At 45.9% G+C, this 19,649-nt stretch carries 17 protein-coding genes; 8 read left to right on the top strand and 9 right to left on the bottom strand.

Features of this window, described 5'->3' with window-relative positions; all coding sequences use genetic code 11:
- Window positions 1-645 precede the first annotated feature (645 nt).
- The 4 genes from QUA43_RS29585 to QUA43_RS29570 all read left to right on the top strand — a co-directional run bounded on the left by QUA43_RS29585 (window position 646) and on the right by QUA43_RS29570 (window position 5,210).
- On the top strand, window positions 646-3,804 hold the full coding sequence (locus QUA43_RS29585) for a helicase-related protein (RefSeq protein WP_333379215.1): 3,159 nt from the start codon (window positions 646-648) through the stop codon (window positions 3,802-3,804).
- 222 nt (window positions 3,805-4,026) lie between these two features.
- Entirely contained in the window at window positions 4,027-4,332 is a 306-nt protein-coding gene (locus tag QUA43_RS29580) for a small RNA NsiR4-regulated ssr1528 family protein (RefSeq protein WP_333319108.1), read from the top strand.
- A 343-nt stretch (window positions 4,333-4,675) separates the two neighbouring features.
- Window positions 4,676-4,945 (top strand): type II toxin-antitoxin system Phd/YefM family antitoxin, encoded by a 270-nt coding sequence (locus tag QUA43_RS29575; protein ID WP_190735612.1) that lies wholly within the window; start codon window positions 4,676-4,678, stop codon window positions 4,943-4,945.
- A complete protein-coding gene (locus QUA43_RS29570; protein ID WP_333379213.1) occupies window positions 4,932-5,210 on the top strand; it encodes a type II toxin-antitoxin system RelE/ParE family toxin in 279 nt (92 codons plus the stop codon). The genes QUA43_RS29575 and QUA43_RS29570 overlap by 14 nt, the downstream gene beginning before the upstream one ends.
- A 51-nt stretch (window positions 5,211-5,261) precedes the next feature.
- Here QUA43_RS29570 and QUA43_RS29565 read toward each other — a convergent pair whose 3' ends face one another.
- Together QUA43_RS29565 and QUA43_RS29560 are read right to left on the bottom strand one after the other, a co-directional pair.
- On the bottom strand, window positions 5,262-6,173 hold the full coding sequence (locus QUA43_RS29565) for an NAD(P)H-dependent glycerol-3-phosphate dehydrogenase (protein ID WP_333379211.1): 912 nt from the start codon (window positions 6,171-6,173) through the stop codon (window positions 5,262-5,264).
- 111 nt (window positions 6,174-6,284) lie between these two features.
- Entirely contained in the window at window positions 6,285-6,713 is a 429-nt protein-coding gene (locus QUA43_RS29560) for an NUDIX hydrolase (protein ID WP_333379216.1), read from the bottom strand.
- Between the two features lie 185 nt (window positions 6,714-6,898).
- Here QUA43_RS29560 and QUA43_RS29555 point away from each other — a divergent pair, with 185 nt between their 5' ends.
- Window positions 6,899-7,819 (top strand): alpha/beta hydrolase-fold protein, encoded by a 921-nt coding sequence (locus QUA43_RS29555; protein WP_333379210.1) that lies wholly within the window; start codon window positions 6,899-6,901, stop codon window positions 7,817-7,819.
- Between the two features lie 2 nt (window positions 7,820-7,821).
- Entirely contained in the window at window positions 7,822-9,510 is a 1,689-nt protein-coding gene (locus QUA43_RS29550; protein ID WP_333379208.1) for a phosphatidylglycerol lysyltransferase domain-containing protein, read from the top strand.
- A gap of 196 nt (window positions 9,511-9,706) precedes the next feature.
- On the opposite strand, the gene QUA43_RS29545 is transcribed toward QUA43_RS29550, so the two are convergent.
- The 5 genes from QUA43_RS29545 to deoC form a co-directional block, all read right to left on the bottom strand.
- Entirely contained in the window at window positions 9,707-10,933 is a 1,227-nt protein-coding gene (locus tag QUA43_RS29545; RefSeq protein ID WP_333379206.1) for a glycosyltransferase family 4 protein, read from the bottom strand.
- 26 nt (window positions 10,934-10,959) lie between these two features.
- A complete protein-coding gene (locus QUA43_RS29540; protein ID WP_333379204.1) occupies window positions 10,960-12,531 on the bottom strand; it encodes an MFS transporter in 1,572 nt (523 codons plus the stop codon).
- A 225-nt stretch (window positions 12,532-12,756) separates the two neighbouring features.
- A complete protein-coding gene (gene recO, locus QUA43_RS29535) occupies window positions 12,757-13,632 on the bottom strand; it encodes a DNA repair protein RecO (RefSeq protein ID WP_333379202.1) in 876 nt (291 codons plus the stop codon).
- A gap of 218 nt (window positions 13,633-13,850) precedes the next feature.
- Window positions 13,851-13,958, bottom strand: a complete 108-nt coding sequence (locus QUA43_RS29530; protein ID WP_333379200.1) for a four helix bundle protein — start codon at window positions 13,956-13,958, stop codon at window positions 13,851-13,853.
- A gap of 230 nt (window positions 13,959-14,188) precedes the next feature.
- Window positions 14,189-14,866, bottom strand: a complete 678-nt coding sequence (gene deoC, locus QUA43_RS29525; protein ID WP_333379198.1) for a deoxyribose-phosphate aldolase — start codon at window positions 14,864-14,866, stop codon at window positions 14,189-14,191.
- A gap of 433 nt (window positions 14,867-15,299) precedes the next feature.
- On the opposite strand from deoC, the gene QUA43_RS29520 reads away from it, so the two are divergent.
- On the top strand, window positions 15,300-15,662 hold the full coding sequence (locus QUA43_RS29520; RefSeq protein WP_333379196.1) for a hypothetical protein: 363 nt from the start codon (window positions 15,300-15,302) through the stop codon (window positions 15,660-15,662).
- 351 nt (window positions 15,663-16,013) lie between these two features.
- Window positions 16,014-17,036, top strand: coding sequence for a tetratricopeptide repeat protein (locus QUA43_RS29515; protein ID WP_333379194.1), 1,023 nt, complete (start codon window positions 16,014-16,016; stop codon window positions 17,034-17,036).
- A 92-nt stretch (window positions 17,037-17,128) separates the two neighbouring features.
- Here the strand turns inward: QUA43_RS29515 and QUA43_RS29510 are convergent, their stop codons facing one another.
- Window positions 17,129-17,875 carry a hypothetical protein gene (locus QUA43_RS29510; RefSeq protein WP_333379192.1) on the bottom strand — a complete coding sequence of 249 codons (747 nt, stop codon included), beginning with the start codon at window positions 17,873-17,875 and terminating at the stop codon, window positions 17,129-17,131.
- Between the two features lie 734 nt (window positions 17,876-18,609).
- On the bottom strand, window positions 18,610-19,332 hold the full coding sequence (locus tag QUA43_RS29505) for a pyridoxine 5'-phosphate synthase (RefSeq protein ID WP_333379190.1): 723 nt from the start codon (window positions 19,330-19,332) through the stop codon (window positions 18,610-18,612).
- Between the last annotated feature and the right edge of the window lie 317 nt (window positions 19,333-19,649).

The following is a 19,649-nucleotide window of genomic DNA, read 5'->3' as shown; positions in this document are numbered from 1 at the left end:
CAGTAATGGGAGCTTATCTACACAACAGACTTGTTTAGTCTAAGGGGCGGGCCAACTTCACCGATTTCTGATGTCCTCTTGCTCACACTTTCGCCTGTTACAGAACCGTTTCTACAAAACTTTCCTTGTTTCTTTAGATTCACTTCGTCGATCGGTACGATCAACTGATCATCGGTACGATCAACTGATCATCGGTACGATCAACTGATCATCGGTACGATCGCCCACTTGTCGGTATGATCGAATCAATGACGTGGCAATCGCCTGACTCACTCTTTTAAGATACAAGGGGCGGGTTTTACCAACAATAATTGCCTAAGATTAATTATTTCGTAAACCCGCCCCCACCCAAGGATAAAAACCTAACTAACAAGAGAAGAGATCCCCCCTAGCCCCCCTTAATAAGGGGGGGACAAGAGTTTAATTCAAAGTCCCCCTTCTTAAGGGGGATTTAGGGGGATCGAGGATTGTGGCACATAACAAATAACCCGCCCCCACCCAAGGATAAAAACCTAACTAACAAGAGAAGAGATCCCCCCTAGCCCCCCTTAATAAGGGGGGGACAAGAGTTTAATTCAAAGTCCCCCTTCTTAAGGGGGATTTAGGGGGATCGAGGATTGTGACACATAACAAATAACTAATAACATGAATTTAACAGATTATCCCTGGCGGATTAGCTATTCTAGCAACGAAAATAACCCGATCGCCGATTTCTACATTCCCGCGCTAGAATGTGCTCTACAGTACGATCGCAAATCCGGCTTTTTCAACAGCGCCATCCTCAGCAAAGTAGCGCAGGGATTGGGCGCGATGCTGCACAATCAAGGGCGGATGCGATTAATCATGGGCCGTCAATTCAGCCCGCAAGACTTGCAAGCTATCCAACAAGGTTACGCCCTCCGAGATGCAGTTACCATGCGCCTCGATACCGATTTACAGCCGCCCAAAACCTTCGCCCAACTCAAACATTTTGAAATCCTCAGTTGGCTGATTCAAAACAGTTATCTCGATCTTAAAATCGCCGTTCCCCTCAAATCTAACGGCTTACCAGTCGATACTGAAAGTTTACTCGATCGCCAGCATATTTTTCACGAAAAAGTGGGCATTTTCACCGACTGTAACGGCGCACAATTAGCTTTTAGCGGTTCCAATAACGAATCTCTCAGCGGTTGGGAAAGTAATGTTGAATCTTTCCACGTTTATTGTGCTTGGGAAGGTGGCAGAGATGCTGAACGAGTTTCTGAAGAGATTTTTCGGTTTGAACAGTTGTGGAACAATTTATCGCCGAATGTGCGCGTTTTTGAAGTGCCGGAAGCGGTGAAAAATAAGCTGCTCAGCTATGCGCCTAGCAGTAAACCTGTGTGGAGTCGGGAGGAAGGTGCGGCAACGGATTTTGTAGCGGATGAGGAAGGTTCGGCAACGGATTTTGTAGCGGATGTAGCGGATGTTAGGAGTCGGGATTTAGGAGGAGTTGTTGGGGATTCTGAACTATTCCTAGATTATGCTAAATTTGAACCGCTTCTCAGTTTGTACGCTTCGCCGAGTTGTCTCGATTATTGTTTGAAATCAATTCCGATTAAACCTTGGCCGCATCAAGTTAAAATATTGCGCCGAGTTGCGCCAAATTTTCCGAAAAGTTTCTTAATTGCGGATGAAGTTGGATTGGGAAAAACTATCGAAACTGGGTTGATTCTCCGTTACTTGCTTGTCAGTAAAAAAGTCAGACGTGTGTTAATTTTAGCACCGGCTAGCATTCAGCCGCAGTGGCATGAAGAGTTGCGCGAAAAATTCAATCTGCACTTTTGGAGTTATACGAAAGGTGAACTTGTCCCCGCAGGTAATTCCCCAATAACCAATAACCAACAACCAATAACAAATCCTTGGAATTCCCAAAATCTAATTTTAGCATCATCTCATTTAGTCCGTCGGAGCGATCGTACCAAAGAACTCCTAGACGCGCAACCGTGGGATTTGGTGATTCTGGATGAAGCGCATCACGCCCGCCGCCAAAGCCCGCAAAACCGCAAGGAAACTCCGAATCGGTTGCTACAGTTAATGCAGCAGTTGCGAGAAAAAAGTCGATCCCTCTTATTATTATCCGCCACGCCGATGCAGATTGACGCGATCGAAGTTTTCGATTTATTGCACCTTCTCGGAATGCGCGGACATTGGTCTTACGGTGAGAATTTCTGCAATTATTTTAGCACGCTGTCGGAAAAGCCCGATCGCCAAACCTTGAATTTTTGGCAGCAGATGTCTGTGGATTACTTCCAGCAAGGGGGTTCGCCCTGTGCTCGGTTGCAGGAATATTTACAGAAGGGCGATCGATTGTTATATTATAAACTGAGAGATGTCTGGGAAAAAAACCAGCGAGTCAACCCAAAACAAGTTGCTGAAGACACGGATTTCATCGCCGCTTCCCGCCAATATTTGACAGTGAATACTCCCCTCAAAGATTTGATGTTCCGCCACACCCGCGACACCTTGCGCCAATACTATCAGCGGGGATTGTTGGATCGGGATATTCCCCACCGCGCAGTCACAGACAATGCAATTACTTTAGAAAATAACCGCGAAGTGCCGCTTTATCTCGCCGTCAGCAATTACGTGCGGCACTTTTACAATCTAGCGCAAAAAGACAACCGCAAAGCGTTAGGATTTTTGATGACTCTTTACCGCAAACGCCTGACAAGTTCGTTTTATGCGATCCGCGAATCTTTACAGCGCCGCCTCGAAGGAATTAGCATTACTGAGGATGATTTTCTCGATTTAGATGATGCCGATGATGTGATTTTGGAAGGAATGGAATCTTATTTTGAACCAGCCGATCCTGAAGAAATTAAATATTTAGAAGATTTACTTTATCAATTCGAGAATACTGGCGAAGATAGCAAGCTTTCGCATTTTATCACAATTTTGCGTCAAGAACTAATCCAGCGCGAAAGTGCGATCGTCTTCACGCAATATACCGACACAATGGATTATCTCAGAACTGCTTTACAACAATTATATGGTGCTCAGATTGCTTGCTATTCCGGGCGCGGCGGAGAGTTGTATCAAAATGGTCAATGGCGAATTTTTCCGAAAGAACAAATCAAAACCCAATTCCGACAAGAAATCATCAAAATTTTACTTTGTACCGAATCCGCATCGGAAGGGCTAAATTTGCAAACTTGCGGTGTTTTAATCAACTACGATATGCCTTGGAATCCCATGCGAGTCGAACAACGCATCGGCAGACTCGATCGCATCGGGCAGATTTATGATACCGTCAGAATACACAATTTTTACTATGACGGAACAGTAGAGGCGAAGGTTTACAAGAAATTGCGCGATCGCATCGATGCTTTTCAAACCGTTGTCGGTAATTTGCAACCGATTCTCGCAACAGTTCCCACTTTCATCGCACAGGCTGTGATGAGTGCAGATCCCGAAGAAGAGGGCGTTTTGTTGGGAGAGTTCGATCGCATTTTAGACGCGCCGCCTTTGCGTCCTGCCCTTGATGAAATGGTAGCGATGGATGTAGAATCAGACTTGCAAGAAATCCGTCAACCTCTGCCGCCGACTTCTCTGTTTCCTGAAACCATCGAAAATTTGTTTGTCAATTCTTTGATTTTAAAGCAGATTGGCGCTATCTTCGATCGCTCTGAAAATCGCACTTGGCAGCTTAACTATAAAAGTCGCGATTATTATATCACATTTTACCCGGATATCTTTGAGGAAAATGCTTCACTGCAATTGATGAGTTTTGGCAATCCGTTGTTTGAAGAAATGCTAAGTGCGATCGCCCTTGTGTTAAACTGATATCTTGCACCAATTTCAATAAGCCTTTTCTGAACAGGCAAGATGCCTGTTCTACAAAGAATTAATTTTCTTGTGGAACAGGCCGGAAAGCCTGTTGCTGACATTGGTGTAATATCTCAGTCAAATAGTCCTGAATCGAATATGTTTAGTTTATTTCACTTTTGGTACTTTTGGCTCTAAACTACTTTTAATGACGATCGTCCTTTTTATTTAATTTGCACAATGTCTTCAGAAACAAACTCAGCGGCTCAATCTACAACTGGTGCAGATGCGATCGATGTTGCGATCGCCTCTGGAATCGACTTTGACGGCACTCCGATTCCCAAGGCAAAATTAGACCTATACGAGCAAGTGATGGGCTTAGAAGCCGGCAGACAGCGCAGTGGTGTGTCAAATACCATGCGATCGCGCATTGTCCGAATCGGTGTCAAACACATCGGACAAGAGGAACTCGATAAAATGCTGGTGGCAGCCAACTTTGCACCACTGAAAGAGAAAGAAATCGCTTTTTATTACGGCGGTAAATAGATCGTATTTACCCCGCTTATATCATGTCCGGTTGCATCCTTCATGTAGGGGCGGGGCGGGTTTATGAGATCCTTAGTTTTCAACAATTGTGGTTGGTGAAACCCGCCCCTGATGATCAGGAACAGTCTTAGATGGTAGGGTCACTCTAGAAGGCGGTATTACGCAATGCAGGAAAAATACGGCTGGCGACTGCTGCGAAAGTTCTCCCAGATGTGCACGATTTTGCTCAAAAACCGGTTTTTTTGCGTAAGTCCTACTTTGTGTAATCCCAAATATCGATCGACCTCCCAATCCCTGCCGATTTTGCCTAAAATAGACATAACCCACGCTCATAACATCTGTCATGCAAAGTTACACCCTCGCAGAAGTATGTAATCCACAGGGGACAGTCTTTAATCGAGCTGCTGTGGAGCCAGTTTTACTCACAGATAAATCGCAGCCCAGCCACGTAATTATGTCCGCTGATGCCTATCAGCGCTTGATAGAGCGACTGATGGAATTAGAAGATATGCTTTTAGGAAAAGCAGCAAAATCTGCCCTGAGTCAGTCTCAAATGGTTGGTACTAAAACCTTTGTAGAAACACTACAACAACTGGCAAATGGCGAAACTTGATGGTTTACAAACAGTTCTCGACTTTCTCAAGGGTTTGCAACCTAAAATAGCGGCTCAAATTGCTAAAAAAGTGTTAGCGCTGAATGTCGATCCTTTACCTAATGATAGCAAGCAATTAATCGGATATCCGGGTTATTATCGGGTAGATAGTGGCGAGTATCGGATTATTTACAGCTTTAATCCCGAAGAAGATTTGGTAGAAATTCTTCTAGTTGGTAAGCGTAACGATGATGAAGTATACAAAAAATTAGAGCGCCTTTTTTAAGAAACTCTTTCTCAGTGATGCTGCTCTAAATATCTGGTAATTATTTTAATATTACTCCGGTTTTAAAGTGCGTTCCATCAGCGATAAAACAGCGTGTTCAGGAGTAATTTCCCCATTCAACAAGCGGTAAACTTGACGAGAAACAGGCACTTCTATCTCGCGTCGATTAGCTAAATCAATCAACACATTAGTAGTATTGACACCCTCAGCAGTGCTCTGCAATTCGTGCAAAATTTGCTCCAAAGATTTGCCTTCAGCTAATCCGAAACCAACCCGATAATTGCGCGATAAAGGACTGTTGCAAGTAGCCAGCAAATCTCCCAAACCAGACAAACCGTAAAAAGTTTCTGCGCGAGCTCCCAAACGAACTCCCACCCGAATCATTTCCGGCAAAGCGCGAGTCAGCAAAGCAGATTTAGCATTAGTTCCTAATTGTAAACCGTCGCAAACACCAGCGGCGATCGCAAATACATTTTTCAAAGTTCCACCTAACTCAGTCCCCAGCGGGTCTTCATTCACATAAACCCGAAAAATATCGGAACTGTAAATATTTTGCACTTGCTTGGCCGCCGCTAAATCCAAACTCGCCGCTACCGTTGCCGCCGGCAACCCCTGCTGAATTTCCTCGGAAAGATTCGGGCCCGAAAGTACCACAATTGAATTGTTAGGAAAGGCATTTTGCCAAATTTGAGACGGAGTGCGCGTGCTCGCGGGGTCTAAACCTTTGGTGACGGTAACTATAATTGTACTGGGACTTAACTGTAAAGCCAAAAGTCGATCGACCGTTGCTCCAACTCCTTTCATAGAAACTGCGGAAACAACAACATCTGCACCCGTTATCACAGACTCTAGATTAACAGAACTGCTGCGCGACCACAAATTAACTCGATCGCCTTTTTTGCCTCCCAGATTTGCCAAGGCCGAACCCCAAGCACCTCCGCCTAATATTGTCAAGCTTGCCATAGAATTTAGTTTAATGAATTTAACCGCAGATTAACACAGATAAATCACCGATAAATCATAGCAATTAATCTGCGTTAATCCGCGTGCATCTGCGGTTAACAAATTCTCACCCTACAAACGCGGCCGCAATCCATAATGACGGTAACGCCAATAATCTCGTAAAATGCGATCGTGATCGAAACATAATTGATGGGGAATCTGCCAAGATTCAAAAATCTGTAAACTTTTAGCATCGTCGGCGGCTTGAGGTTCGCCCGTTGCAGAAGCCAAGAATACAATACTGATAGTGTGTTCGCGGGCGTCGCGATTGGGGTCAGAATAAACGTAAAATTGCTCAATTAATTCTACATTCAAACTCGTTTCTTCTAAAGCTTCGCGTTTTGCCGCCGTTTCTACCGCTTCCCCGTAATCGACAAAACCGCCGGGAATTGCCCAGCCGTAGGGAATATTGCGGCGTTCGATGAGTATGATCGGCCGATGGGGGCGATCGGCTAATTCGATGATAATATCAACTGTAGGAGCGGGATTTTGATAAGTCATTTTGTTGGGGATGGGGCATTGGGCATTGGGCATGGGGCATGGGGCATGGGGCATTGGGAATTGGGAATCGGGAATTGGTCATGGGGCATTGGGTATTAATGATTTTATATGTAACAAATAACAAATAACAAATAATCAACAACCAACAACCGTCAACTGTCAACCGTCAACTGTCAACTAACATTATGCCTAAGTGGCTGGGAAAAGTTTTAGGTATCGGTGCCGGTACAATCCTCCTCCTCAGTGCGAGTGGATACTGGTACGTTTTTATTGCCGGAGCACCTCAGTTAGACCCTCCGAAAGTAGTGGCTGATGCTGACTTAAATTTTCAACTCAAAACATATAAAAGTGCAGCTATGAATTCAGAGCGCACCTACGGCTTAATTTTGCCGCCTGGGTACGCAAAAAATCCCAAACAGCGCTATCCAGTGATTTTTTTGCTGCACGGCGGGCACGGAGACGCGCGCGCTTATCAGGACAAAGCTGCTGTTACTTCTGTGCTTCACGATTTATATAAAAGCAAAAGATTGCCGCCATCAATTGTAGTTACTCCTGACGGGAACGACAAGCGGGGTACGAGCCCTTTGTGGGACCCGCAGTATTTTGACGGGCCCAACGGTAAGGTGGGAAGCGCGATCGGCTCCGAGTTAGTATCCATCGTAAAATCGCGCTACAGAACGCTGGAAGACCCCAAATTCTGGGCAATGGGAGGACAATCTTCGGGGGGTTGGGGAGCTTTTAATATCGGTTTGCGCTACTTGAATAATTTTAATATTCTGTTCAGCCACAGCGGTTATTTTACAGATCAAAGCGGCAAGGCTAACAGTCCTAAATATTTAGTGGAAACACTTTCTGTTAAAGATAAACAGCAGTTGCGCGCTTATTTGGATGCGGGGGAAGCAGACGAAAATTTTCTGATTTCCACTCAAAAGTTTCACGAGCAATTAAACAGTTTGGGTATAGCCAACGAGTTTAACAAATTTCCCGGAGGACACGGGATTGTTGGCCCGGATGTCGGTTGGAATTATTGGCACAAGCATTTAGCCGATTCTTTGAGTTATGTTGGAAAACAGTTTAAAATATCACTGGCAACACATAAAAATTAGAAATGTCAACAGTGTTACCCCAAAAAACTAGGATTGGACTCGGGACAGCATCATTTTTAACCGGATTGGTAGGAGTTATTAACCTGCTGTCTGCTGTAACTCCCAGTTTACCCGATCGCCGAAATTGGGTAGAACCATTTTTCCCTTTTCCCGTGCGTGCGGGCGGGCATTTTTTTGCAGCAGTTATCGGATTTATGCTGCTAACTCTGGCAACTAATTTGTGGCGGCGCAAGCGGATTGCTTGGTTGCTGACTGTGGGATTGTTAATCGTTTCTATTGTAATTCATTTAGTCAAGGGATTGGATGTTGAAGAAAGCTTGCTTTCTGGGGTGCTGCTGTTTCAGTTGTTGGTGATGCGAAAGACGTTTACGGCTAAATCCGATCGCCCTTCCATTGCTCAAGGAATCCGGGTTTTGCTGGGGGCTTTGCTGTTTACGCTGGCTTACGGGACGGCGGGTTTTTACATTCTGGATGGGGGTTTTAAAGTTAACGGACAAGCGGTTAATTTTGATTTATACAGAGCTTTGTTCCAGACTTTTGCCATGTTTTTTACGGCGGACAATGCGGGGTTGGTTCCGCAAACTCGGTTTGCTAACTTTTTTGCGGATTCGATTTATGCTGTGGGTACGGTAACGCTTGGTTACGCACTTTTGATGCTGCTGCGGCCGGTGCTGCTGCGAAATTCGGCAAGTATTTCAGAACGGAATAAAGCTCAAGAAGTTGTAGCAAAATACGGGCGGACTACGCTAGCGAGACTGGCCTTGCTTCCAGATAAATCTTATTATTTTAGTTTTTCGGGAAAAAGTACGATCGCCTATGTGCCGAAAGGTAGAGGTGCGATTGCTTTGGGAGACCCCATCGGGCCTGCTGAAGACCGCAAAGAAGCAATTCTAGGGTTTCAAGAATTTTGCGAGCGCAATGATTGGTATCCAGCATTTTATCAAACTTTGCCCCAGGATCTAGAAATGTATTCTACTCTCGGTTTTCGAGTGGTGCAAATTGGCGAAGAAGCTATTGTCAATCTCAAAACTTTTACTCTCAAAGGCAAGAGCAATCAAAACTTGAGAACTGCTATCAACAGACTTACAAAGGCCGGTTATCAAATCGAATTTTACGAACCTCCTTTAAGTTCCGAATTGATGCGGCAAATGAAACTCGTGAGCGACGAGTGGCTGCAAATGGTTCAGGGTGCGGAAAAAAAGTTTTCGGTGGGTTGGTTTGACGAGGCATATTTGCGGGAAACTCGCGCCGTAGCCATCCACACTCCCGACGGTAGAATTAGTGCTTTTGCTAATATGATATCGGCGGGAGATGGGGTAGTTGGAGTTGATTTAATGCGGCGTCGCACTGAGGTGGAAAATGGCACGATGGAGTGTTTGTTTGCTTCGATGTTGCAGCATTGTCAAGCATTGGGATATGCAGAATTTGATTTGGGTTTATCGGCTTTGGCGGGAGTCGGAGAAGCTGAGAAATCCGGGCGGTTGGAAAAGGTTTTGATTTATCTTTCGGAGCACTTGAGCAAGTTTTATAATTTTAAGGGATTGCACAGTTTTAAAGATAAGTTTGGGCCGCGATGGGAAGCTCGTTATTTGGTTTATCCGAGTTTGGGAAGTTTACCAGATGTTGTTGTTGCGTTGATTCGGGCTGATTCGGGCGATCGACTTTTGGATTATTTGCGCCCGGGAGGTTAGGCAACTAGCAATGTTGACTGGTTCCCAGGATCTGCCTGGGAACCCATATCTAGAGGCTCTGCCTCGGCTGGAAAATGGAGGCAGAGCCTCCGGATCTGCGTTACCAGGCTCCAGCCTGGTAACGAGTAAATATCCACGGGTAGAGACACGACTTCCTTTTCGTTACATCCGTTACATCCGTTGCCAAGCTTCCTCCCTATGCCAACCCCCGAAGCGGCACGCGCTGCTTTTGCAAAACCTCTGAGTACAGCTTTTCCAACTCACTTATATTCTGACTGAGAGTGTAACGATCGAGCGCTCGTTGGCGTGCTTTTTGACCAAGCAGCATTCCCAACTCAGGATGATCGCAAAACAGTGGCAGCAACGTTTGCAACTGACTCCGTACCCGCTGAGTGTTCAAAACTATCCCCGCACCTTCCTCCAAGGCCTCGCCGTCAGCACCGGCATCGGTTGCCAAACAAGCTAAACCGCAGGCCATCGCTTCCAGTAGCGACAGCGACAGTCCCTCCACCAAAGAAGGCAAAATAAATACGTCTGCACCCCGCAGAATTTCGATCCGGCGTTCATCCTCGGCAACAAATCCGAGCCACACAATGCCATCATCTTCGCCGTAAAACAGTTGCAGCGAGGCTGCTAGGGGCCCGTCGCCTACGATCGCCAATACGTTCCCAGGGCCAAAATTGCACTGTTTCCAGGCCTTTAGCAAAGCCTCGACATTTTTTTCCGGGGCAATGCGGCCTTGGTAAACAAAAATTCGATCGGCTTTTAATTCCGACTTCAACCCCGAAGGCCCGGGCGAATATTTAACAGCATCCACGCCGTTGGGAATCACAGCCACCCGTTCCTGTGGCACTCCCAACTTGACCAATATATCCCGCTGAATCTGAGAAAAAACGATCGTCGAGTCGTAGTTCGCCAAAAACGGAGCGTACAGTTGATACATCAGGTGTTGGGTTCCCGATGTCAAATTTCGCAATTTGCGATCGAACGGCGGGTGAAAAGTCGCCACCAAAGGCAAATTCAATTCTTGACAAATTTCCGGCAGCAGAAAGTCTAGAGGTGAAAGTGTCAGGGAAGCGTGAACCACATCGGGTTTCAGCCGCCGCAGAGATTTCATCAGCACTGTGCGGGACTTGAGAGTCGGAATCGTATAAATTTGCGATTTGTAGTGACAGGGTAAAGAGACTTCGTTGCAACTGGCGGACGAAAGCGAAGTGGTATATGAGGTTTGAGCAATTCCCTTTCCCCATGAACCATTTGCCATGTTCCACCCCGTATTGTTCCTGTCCAGTGGGCCCGCTTCTTGGGCAAAGTGCAGGAAACTGACCTGGTATCCCCGGTCTAATAGTGCGTTGGTGACTTCCCTGGAGTAAGTGACGTTACCGCAAAAAGGTGATTTTTTTCCTAGCCAAGCGATGTGCATTCGAGTAAATCAGAGTTTGTTATTTTTTAGATTCGATCGACTTTGCTATTAGTGCTACGGGAAATATACCAGGTTAAGACACCGCCAGCGATCGCTAATCCTGCTAAACCCAAAAATACTGTCGGCAAACCCAGAAAAGTTTCTGCTACACCGGCCAAAGCCAACGGTAAACTCAAAGCGATATTAGTGGCATTGTTTTGCAGCCCGAAGACTTTTCCCCGCATTTCTTCTGGGGTTTCTGCTTGAATTGTAGTCTGCATCGGCACTCCTACCAATGAGGCAAATAAACCTAACAGGGTAATGAACAGCACCGATAGCCACAAATGATGTGTAAATGCAGAAAGGCCCATCAGAGCAAGTGCCATGCCGATCGATCCGATTAAACTCAGTTGGGAGTGAGAAAATTTGTGGCCGAGATAGCCGACTGTCGTCGCCCCACCAGCCATTCCGACGCCCACCGCCGCCAGCAAAAAGCCAAATTGCGACGCTTTCATACCGGGGAGGATTTCTGCCAGCCGCACTGCTAGAACTGCCAAGGCTGCAAAAATGGAAAATAGAATAATTAGTTGAATTAAAGCATTGCGGACTTTCGGTTGATCGTTGATGTAACGCAGGCCATCTCGCAAATCTGCTAAGGGGTGTGGCGGTTCGTGTTCGACTTCGTTTTTTTCGCCTGTTTTCATCGACAGCAACAGCACTCCGGCGAAGGCGTAACTTCCCCCTACTACTAATTCTTTGCCGATGCCGAGTCCGCCGCCGAGGTTGGAAAATAGGGTGTCGGCTAAAGCTAGTAAGGGTTCTCCGACTGCGAAGCCAATAATCACCGAACCCATCATGGTTGTGGTGTAGAGGGAGTTTGCTGATAGCAGGTGGCGGCGTTCCACAATTAGGGGAATCACTGACTGTTCTGCTGGGGCGAAAAATTGAGTTAGGGTCGAAACGAGGAATGTTACTAGCAGCAGCAAGCAGAATCCGAGCGGCAGTTGACCGAGTTCCCACCCGTCAGAGAGCCACAGCAGCACGGGCAAGGTTAAAACAAAGCCTCCCCGCAGCAGGTTTGTGGCGACGAGCACTGCTTTTTTCGACCAGCGATCGACATACACGCCTGCGGCAGCCCCGAACAGCACTGCGGGAATGGTAAAGGCGATCATGATTGCCGATACCCATCTGCTGATGGTTTGATCTGGCGCTTGAAAGCGGCTGGCTACGAGGGCGATCGTCAGTACGAGATAAACTTTATCTGCTAGTTGGGAAAAAACTTGCCCGCTCCACAGTGCTAAAAAATTTCGGTTTTTCAGAACTGGCAGAAATCCTGTTTCTTTTTCGGGAGTTTCGGGTACTGCTTCGGAGAGTTCTGGTGCTGGCTCTGCTGTAGACAGCGGGGGGATTGCTTCGGGTTCTTGGCTTTTGCCGTTGTTACAGTCTGTTTCTGGAGTTGTGGGGTATTTATCCATTTCTGGGTCTGGGACGTTGCTCCATTGTCGATCGGCGGAGACGGGATAAGAGCGAAAATCGGGAAAATTTTCTCGTTCTTCCATTTTGTGGTGGGTCACAGCTAAAACAGATATTGTCAAATCAGAATCGGACAGTCGCATCATAGGATTTGGGGTGGATGGCCTGGGATGGTGGAGGTTGGGGAGATGGGAATTTAAAATAGAGGTATTAACCCCTAAGTTTATTAATAATCTCGTAACTTTATCTATTATCTGATGTCGCAACAACCTTGAGAATTTACCTGAAAAGGCCGGCAGGTTCGGGTATCCGGCAGGCTGGGGGTGCGATGTACGATCGCCCCTTCACCTATTTAAATCCACACTCAAAATTTAAAACTCAAAACTCTCTAGGTAGGTGTCGATCGAGCTTCCCGATCGAATCGTGCAACCTAAATGATACTGGGCATATTGTCGCAAAATATTTTCGACAGATACCCAAGTTGTTCGATCGGCAATCCCCTCTCCTAGTTCTGGACTAGCCAACTGTTGCAGCGCTGCTAATTCCTTAGCATTGATCTCAAAATTTGTCAAGTGTTTGCTGCCATTTGTTTGCCGGGAACGGGAGGCGGATTTGTACAAGCTACCGATTTCTGAAGAGAGTTCTGCCTCTAGGTTAGCTAGTTCGGACAAGCTGAAGGTTCCCCCAGAGGGTATACTAAACCCGGTTTGCCAGTTCGGATCGGTGAAATTTGGGATGAGCGGGTGTCTGGTGGCGCAGCAAACTTGGACTTGGGGCGCGAGGCCTGCTAAGGCTAGCAGATGAAAAATGCCGTGGCTGAGGTGGGCGACAAGCACGGCGGCGGATTCGATTTCTGTGCGATCGGACAAACGCTCCAAACGGCTCAAATGTTCGCCCAGCAACCAAAAGAGTTCTTCTTGGGGCTCATCGGAAAGGGCGCTGGCGATCGCCAATTCGGCCAGATATTGCGCGGCTGCGAGTTTCCCTAGGTTACGGCTCAAACCCGGATGGGATTGTACCGTGTCAGCTTGGGTAATTTTGTCGAGCGATCGACCTTTGGCAATTAGCAATTCGTTGACAACAAATAATTCGCTTCTACCGCCGATAGTCGATCGTTGTTTGCGAACACCCGGTGCTACGGCTCGAATTAAGCCGAATTCCCGCGTCAAAATTGTCAGCACTCGATCGGATTCGCCCATGGGCGCACTCTTGAGATTGATTCCAGTTGCTTTGTAAGTTCTAATCATTTGTTAGTTGACTGTTGACTGTTGACTGTTGACTGTTGACTGTTGACTGTTAACTGTTGACTGTTAACTGTTGGCTGTTAACCTTTAGCTTTTTGTTTTAGTGAGTTAAGATAGGCATTAAGTTTTGGTGAAAGTTGATTCAATAACGTATGCAATCCATCGCTCTTTTTTTGAGTTAAAAGATTACGAGTATAGGCAATTATTAACCAGTGTCTTGTTTAGTTTAATGAACCTCTGGCCATTTTTACGAAACCCTGATTATCTTGATAACTATGGCGTCCATGTCCTTCGCCAATATTAGCACCAACACTATCAGCCGATCTCACGATTTTTTAGTCCATCGTATCCTTCGTAAAGTAGTCCAATTTTTTAAAAATAAACCATATTTATTTTGAGATTTTTTCGGCTAATTGATAAACTTGTAGCTGTTTAAAGTTCTCCATATTAACTCCTTTAAACAATTGATAATCAATAATTGATTAATGATCAATGAATACAAGTCAACTGTTAACAGCCAACTGTTCACAGTCAACAGTCAACAGTCAACAGTCAACAGTCAACGATTGTCTAAATTATCTCGCTGGCGAATTAATTCCGGGCCACGGGAAGTCCCCAAACGAGTAGCACCAGCTACTACCAAATCTAAAGCTTGTTCGTGAGTGCGAATTCCGCCGGCTGCTTTAATCCCAATCCGTCCCTTCGTAACTTCCTTCAGCAATCGCACATCGTCAACTTTCGCCGGGCCAAAAAAGCCAGTGTTGGTTTTGATATAAGCCACACCAGCTTCCATGCAAATCTCAGCCGCTAATTGTTTTTCGGCATCCGAAAGGAGCGAACTTTCGATAATTGCTTTGATGGTGAGATTAGTTTCTTCGCAAATTTGGGCTAATTCCCGGTGGAATTCGTCGATTCTTCCAGCTTTCAACAATCCTAAGTTAACGGAGACATCTAACTCTACGGCTCCATTATCCGCAGCTTCTAGAGCTTCGTAAACTTTCACCGTTGAAGTCGAAGCACCGGTAGGAAAACCTATAACTGTACAGACTTTTGGACGTTTGCCGTGCAGCAGCTCAACAGCTTGTCGGACGTAGGCGGGATACACGCAAACTGTGACAAAGCCAAATCTCTCTGCTTGTTGGCAACAGTTTTCTACTTGCTCTGGCGTGGCGGTGGGGTCGATCAGGCCGTAGTCGATCAAGGGGGCAATATCGATGTCTGCCTGGTTTGCAGCCATTGCTGTTTTTTCTCCGAAGTAACTACTTCCTTATTATGTAGCGAATTTACCAAAATCTTCGACCGAAAGCAGCCTGGGTACAACCCCCCGCATTCCTCCGTGAGGTCGCTTTCTTCAATTCTCCAATTCTTCAATCTAAAATCTAAAATCTAAAATCTAAAATCTAAAATCGATCGACTTTACTCCGACCTCGATCGAGTACAAATACTCAATTTGCTGGTAAAAACTCTTGTGGGAATGGGTTTCTCAATTAAAATCAAAAAAATAATATTTTGGTATCTGCCTTTAGATACATTTTTGATATTTCTTTAGGTATACTTTGTTAAAAGGAGTTACGGTAGAGCCTGCGTCAGCTACGCTAGGGCAGAGCCTGGTAGCGTCTACTGTTTTTACTCTTAGTAGTGCTTTAAAAACATAAAAGCCAGTGCCAAGCATGAATCATTTAGAACTCGAACAAGAAATTGGAAAGATGGCTAGAGCGATGATGACTCGCAATAGCTTAATTGGTAAGGATTTGATTGCGGATCTCAGAGGGCGGCTGTCTGTTGACAGTTTAGCTGCTTTGATGATTGTCAGTATGGAGCGTTTGATTTGGTCTGACTGCGAGTCCGTGATCTGGAGTTTGAGTTATTTGATTCCTGCTGACGTGATGGAAGAAATTCGCCGGATTACTGCGCTGGTTGTTTGCCAGCGGTTGATGGGCAAGGGTTTTGTGCTGGGGAAAGATTTTAGTATTGATGCAACAGGCCAGTTGATGTTGAGTGAGAATGCTAAAACAGCGGTTGTGGTTGCTTGAATTGGGAAACCAGAAGTTGGATCTATTCGCACTATGAGATTTGCAGTTGGACTTTGGGCGCTCTAGCACTCTTTGTGTAACTGCAAACCTAATTTGGGATGCGGTAAGAGTTGCGTAATTTACGCAGAGTTAAGATTCGCAGTAGCTCTAAAAAACGATGAGTGCGGTTAGCTAAAAGAGCTTTTTACCAGAGGAAAATAGTTAGTTTCGACCGCAAATTGTTGAGATTGTTATTGGCCGTGTGTACGGGCGATCGCCCTGTATCAAATTTTTCAGATTTTTAGTGGAATTACAGTTTTATTCCAGGTATGGTTTCATGTAGAATCATCCCTAAGATAGATACAAAATATTATGAACTTAATTCAAAACTTGGAAGCGGCTTGGTATTACCATCTGGGTTCGCGCCACCTCGAAGCTAACGATGATCATGGTGCTCTGGCGAACTTTAACAGAGCTGTGAAGCTGCAATCCGATCATTATAAGGCTTGGTTCGGCCGAGGTATGGCTTTGGGGAATTTAGAACGGCACTTAGAGGCGCTGAAGAGTTTTGATGAGGCCTTGGCGGTGCAGCCGAATGCGAGCTTTGGCTGGCACAACCGGGCTATTGCTTTAGGAAAGTTGGGCGAGTGGTTGGAGGCTCTCAATAGTTTTGACCGGGCTCTGGAGTTCAGTCCGTGCGCGGCGAGTATTTGGCACAACCGGGGACTGACGCTGATCGATATGGGGCTGTACGAGAAGGCGGTTCTGAGTTTTGATCGCTGTTTAAATTTGTACCCGGAGGCTGCTTGGGCGTGGTACAACCGAGGTAATGCCCTGTTGGAACTCAAGCTTTACTATCAGGCGCTCAACAGTTTTGAGCGGGCGATCGAGTTTAAGCCTGACGATGCGAAGGCTTGGTACAATCGCGGTATAGCTGCAAACTCTATGGGACTTTACAAACAAGCAGTGGCTAGTTTTAGCCGATCGATCGCTCTACAACCGGGCAGAGCCGAAGCTGTGGGCGAACGGAGAGTTGCTTTGGAGAAATTAGTAGGTTTAAATCAAAGAAATGCCAAGTTTACTCCCACATCTGAGCGTCCCTTTGAAGATTATTTGATTTGGTACAACCGGGGTGTTGAATTGGCGCGAAAAGGCTGCTACTCTGAGGCGATTGCTTGCTACGAAACAGTCTTAGAAATAACTCCTGATTTTGCTAACGCTTTTTACAATAAAGCTTGCTGTTATGCGCTACTGGGATTTGCTGATTTGGCCCTTGACAATTTGCAGCGGGCTGTTGAGTTTATCCCTAATTTATACCGAGAGCTAGCTTTAGCTGACCCGGATTTAAGCTGCATTTGGAAACAAGAACGTTTTGAAGCGCTGATCCAAGGTTGATTTTACACAAAAAACAGCTCGCCCCATTGGCGAGCTGTTTTTTTTGGGCGGCGCAAATTCGATCGCCCTCAAGAGTATTTGTGCAATCTTTGCTATTGCACAGAAACTCGGATGGAGGGCTTGACCGGCCTCTTGGCAACTACGATTACCCGGTAAGTGCCGGATTCCGGTAGTTGAGCAAAAGTTTGACCTTCGCCTTGATCCAGGAGTTGTCCCGACGGAGATTCGATCGCCAGATCTAGATTTTTGGTGCTAGCTGTGACCCTAATTGTCTGTCCCTGCTTGCCTTGAACCGTGATAGGCTGGATTTGGTAGCCGGACATTTTGAGTTTGACTGTGGCTTGTTTTTCCTTGAATGCTATGGGAATTGCGCGATCGGGCCTATAAGTCCACTTGGCGTTAAAGTCGCGTCCGATCACGAAGCTGGTGGTTTCACCTTTCGGGGTAACTCGCACGCGGTAGATGCCTGACTCTGGCAACTGGCCAATCCACTGATTGTCTGCTTTTTCAATCACCCCCATATTTTCACCATTGGGACTGTACAGTTCGGCTGTCAGTTGTCCCGCCCACAGCGAGAGAGTGAGTTCTCGCCCTTTGATGCCTTCAAAAATATAGGTGGTGGGTTGGTTGATGGTTTCTCGGATTTCCGAGGTTGACATTCGCTTGATTGGTTCGAGGTTTGAAACTGATTCAGAAGTAACGGGTTTGTTAAGGGTTTCTGTAATTTCCGAGGCAGCCATCAGCTCGCTCGGTGCAATTTTGGGGGCTACTGGACTGGCAAATACTGATTTTGCCGTCATCATGAGTAGCATTCCAGTCAGTAAAATTAGTTTTTTCATGTCGCACTTCCGAGGGGGGGGGTAAGGAGTTGTATATGGTTACTTGTGTTTGCCTGTTTTCACCGGATCAAATCGGGCGATCGCACAGAGGCTACAGGAGGATATAGGATACACGTAAATATCCCGTACTTGCACAAAACCTGCTGGTAGCAAATTGGCAGTGCGGGAGCTAAGTAGTAGCCTCAATTTGTCGGGACATTTTAATGATATAGGACTCACGCATCATATCATCACAGAATATTAGTAATTTTGTCGAGGCAAATTAAAGCTTTTTCCGAGGTTCTTGCTAAAGAAATGCCCACACCCAAAAAACGCGGTATCTGGGATTCTGGCTCTGCCTTGCTACTAGAAAACGGCTAGCACCCCCACGGGGTGACAGCCCGTAGTGTTACTTCATTGTTGACCGAAAGCATCCAGGATACAAGCCCCCGGATTCATCCGTCCAGAAATAAAAAACCTGTATTCGATGAAACTTGCCCCCCGAATTTATCAGTGGGGTCAATACTTCAATTCTTTAATCTAAAATCTAAAATCTAAAATTTAAAATCGATTGACGATCGTCTAATTATCTAGGGCGCTGCGAACCCCACCTTACCATATTTGTAGCGTGTCAAGCCATTATTTTTTACGTAAGTTTTGATCCTGTATGTTTGTAGGGCGGATTTAGTTATTATCTATGATAATAACGAGTTGATCACTACCAAATCCGCCCTACCACACGAGGTTAATTTGTACTACGAAACTGCCAGGATTTTTAGGTAAGCTTGTACTGTGTTTGACAACCCCATTTCTAGCGCTTCCGCAATTAAAGCATGACCAATTGATACTTCTAGTATATCAGGAATAGAGCAAAACTTAGCTAAGTTTTGCAAATTTAAATCATGCCCAGCATTCACTCCCAAACCTGCTGATTGAGCGGCTTGAGCTGCTAAGACATATTGTTGAAAAACAAATTCTACTCTACCTTCGCGAAAAGCAGTTGCGTAGGGTTCTGTGTACAGTTCCACTCGGTCTGCTCCAACTTCTTTTGCTAGCGGCATGAGAGCAGCATCTGCGTCCATAAACAAGCTGACTCTGATGCCGTTGTCTTTTAATTTTTCAATAATTGGTAAGAGCAGATCGCGATTTTCGGGAATATTCCAACCGCTATCCGATGTTAGCACGTCGGGAGCGTCCGGGACTAAGGTACACTGAGCCGGTTTTACGTCGCAAACTATATCCATAAATGGCGGCTGAAACGGATTTCCTTCGATGTTGAACTCGACGGTTAGCATTTTAGCTAATTCGTAAACATCGGCAGCTTTGATATGCCTTTCGTCGGGGCGGGGATGGACTGTAACGCCATGAGCTCCGGCGGCAATTACTGTTTTTGCGGCTTCGGTAACGCTGGGGATGCCGATGTTTCGAGAGTTTCTGAGGAGGGCAATTCTGTTGATGTTGACGCTGAGTTTGGTCATGGGATGTTAATCTTTAAAGTAGATGCTACTATATTAATCGTTTTCGGGACGAAACTTTGAGCCTATGGCGGTAGTGTTAGGGCATTATCAGAGGAAAACTTAGCTTGTGCAATCGGTAAACTTTCTGCAAAAACAGCCTCCGCTATTGCCTGTTTTACTGCCAAATCTTCAAGGTTAGCAATGCAGAAAAGCGGTGCGACGCGATCGACTATTTGGCGCGGAAAATCTCGGCTGAAATATTTTAGCTAGTCAGACGGGAATCCCTCGCGCGATATCGCTTCGATTGGTGTGGGATGAGAGGCGCGTGAACCGAGGAT

Source organism: Microcoleus sp. N9_B4, from assembly GCF_036701635.1.
Lineage (GTDB): Bacteria > Cyanobacteriota > Cyanobacteriia > Cyanobacteriales > Microcoleaceae > Microcoleus.
Note: the sequence above shows the minus strand (reverse complement) of the source record. Positions and strands in the feature narration are given on the sequence as shown.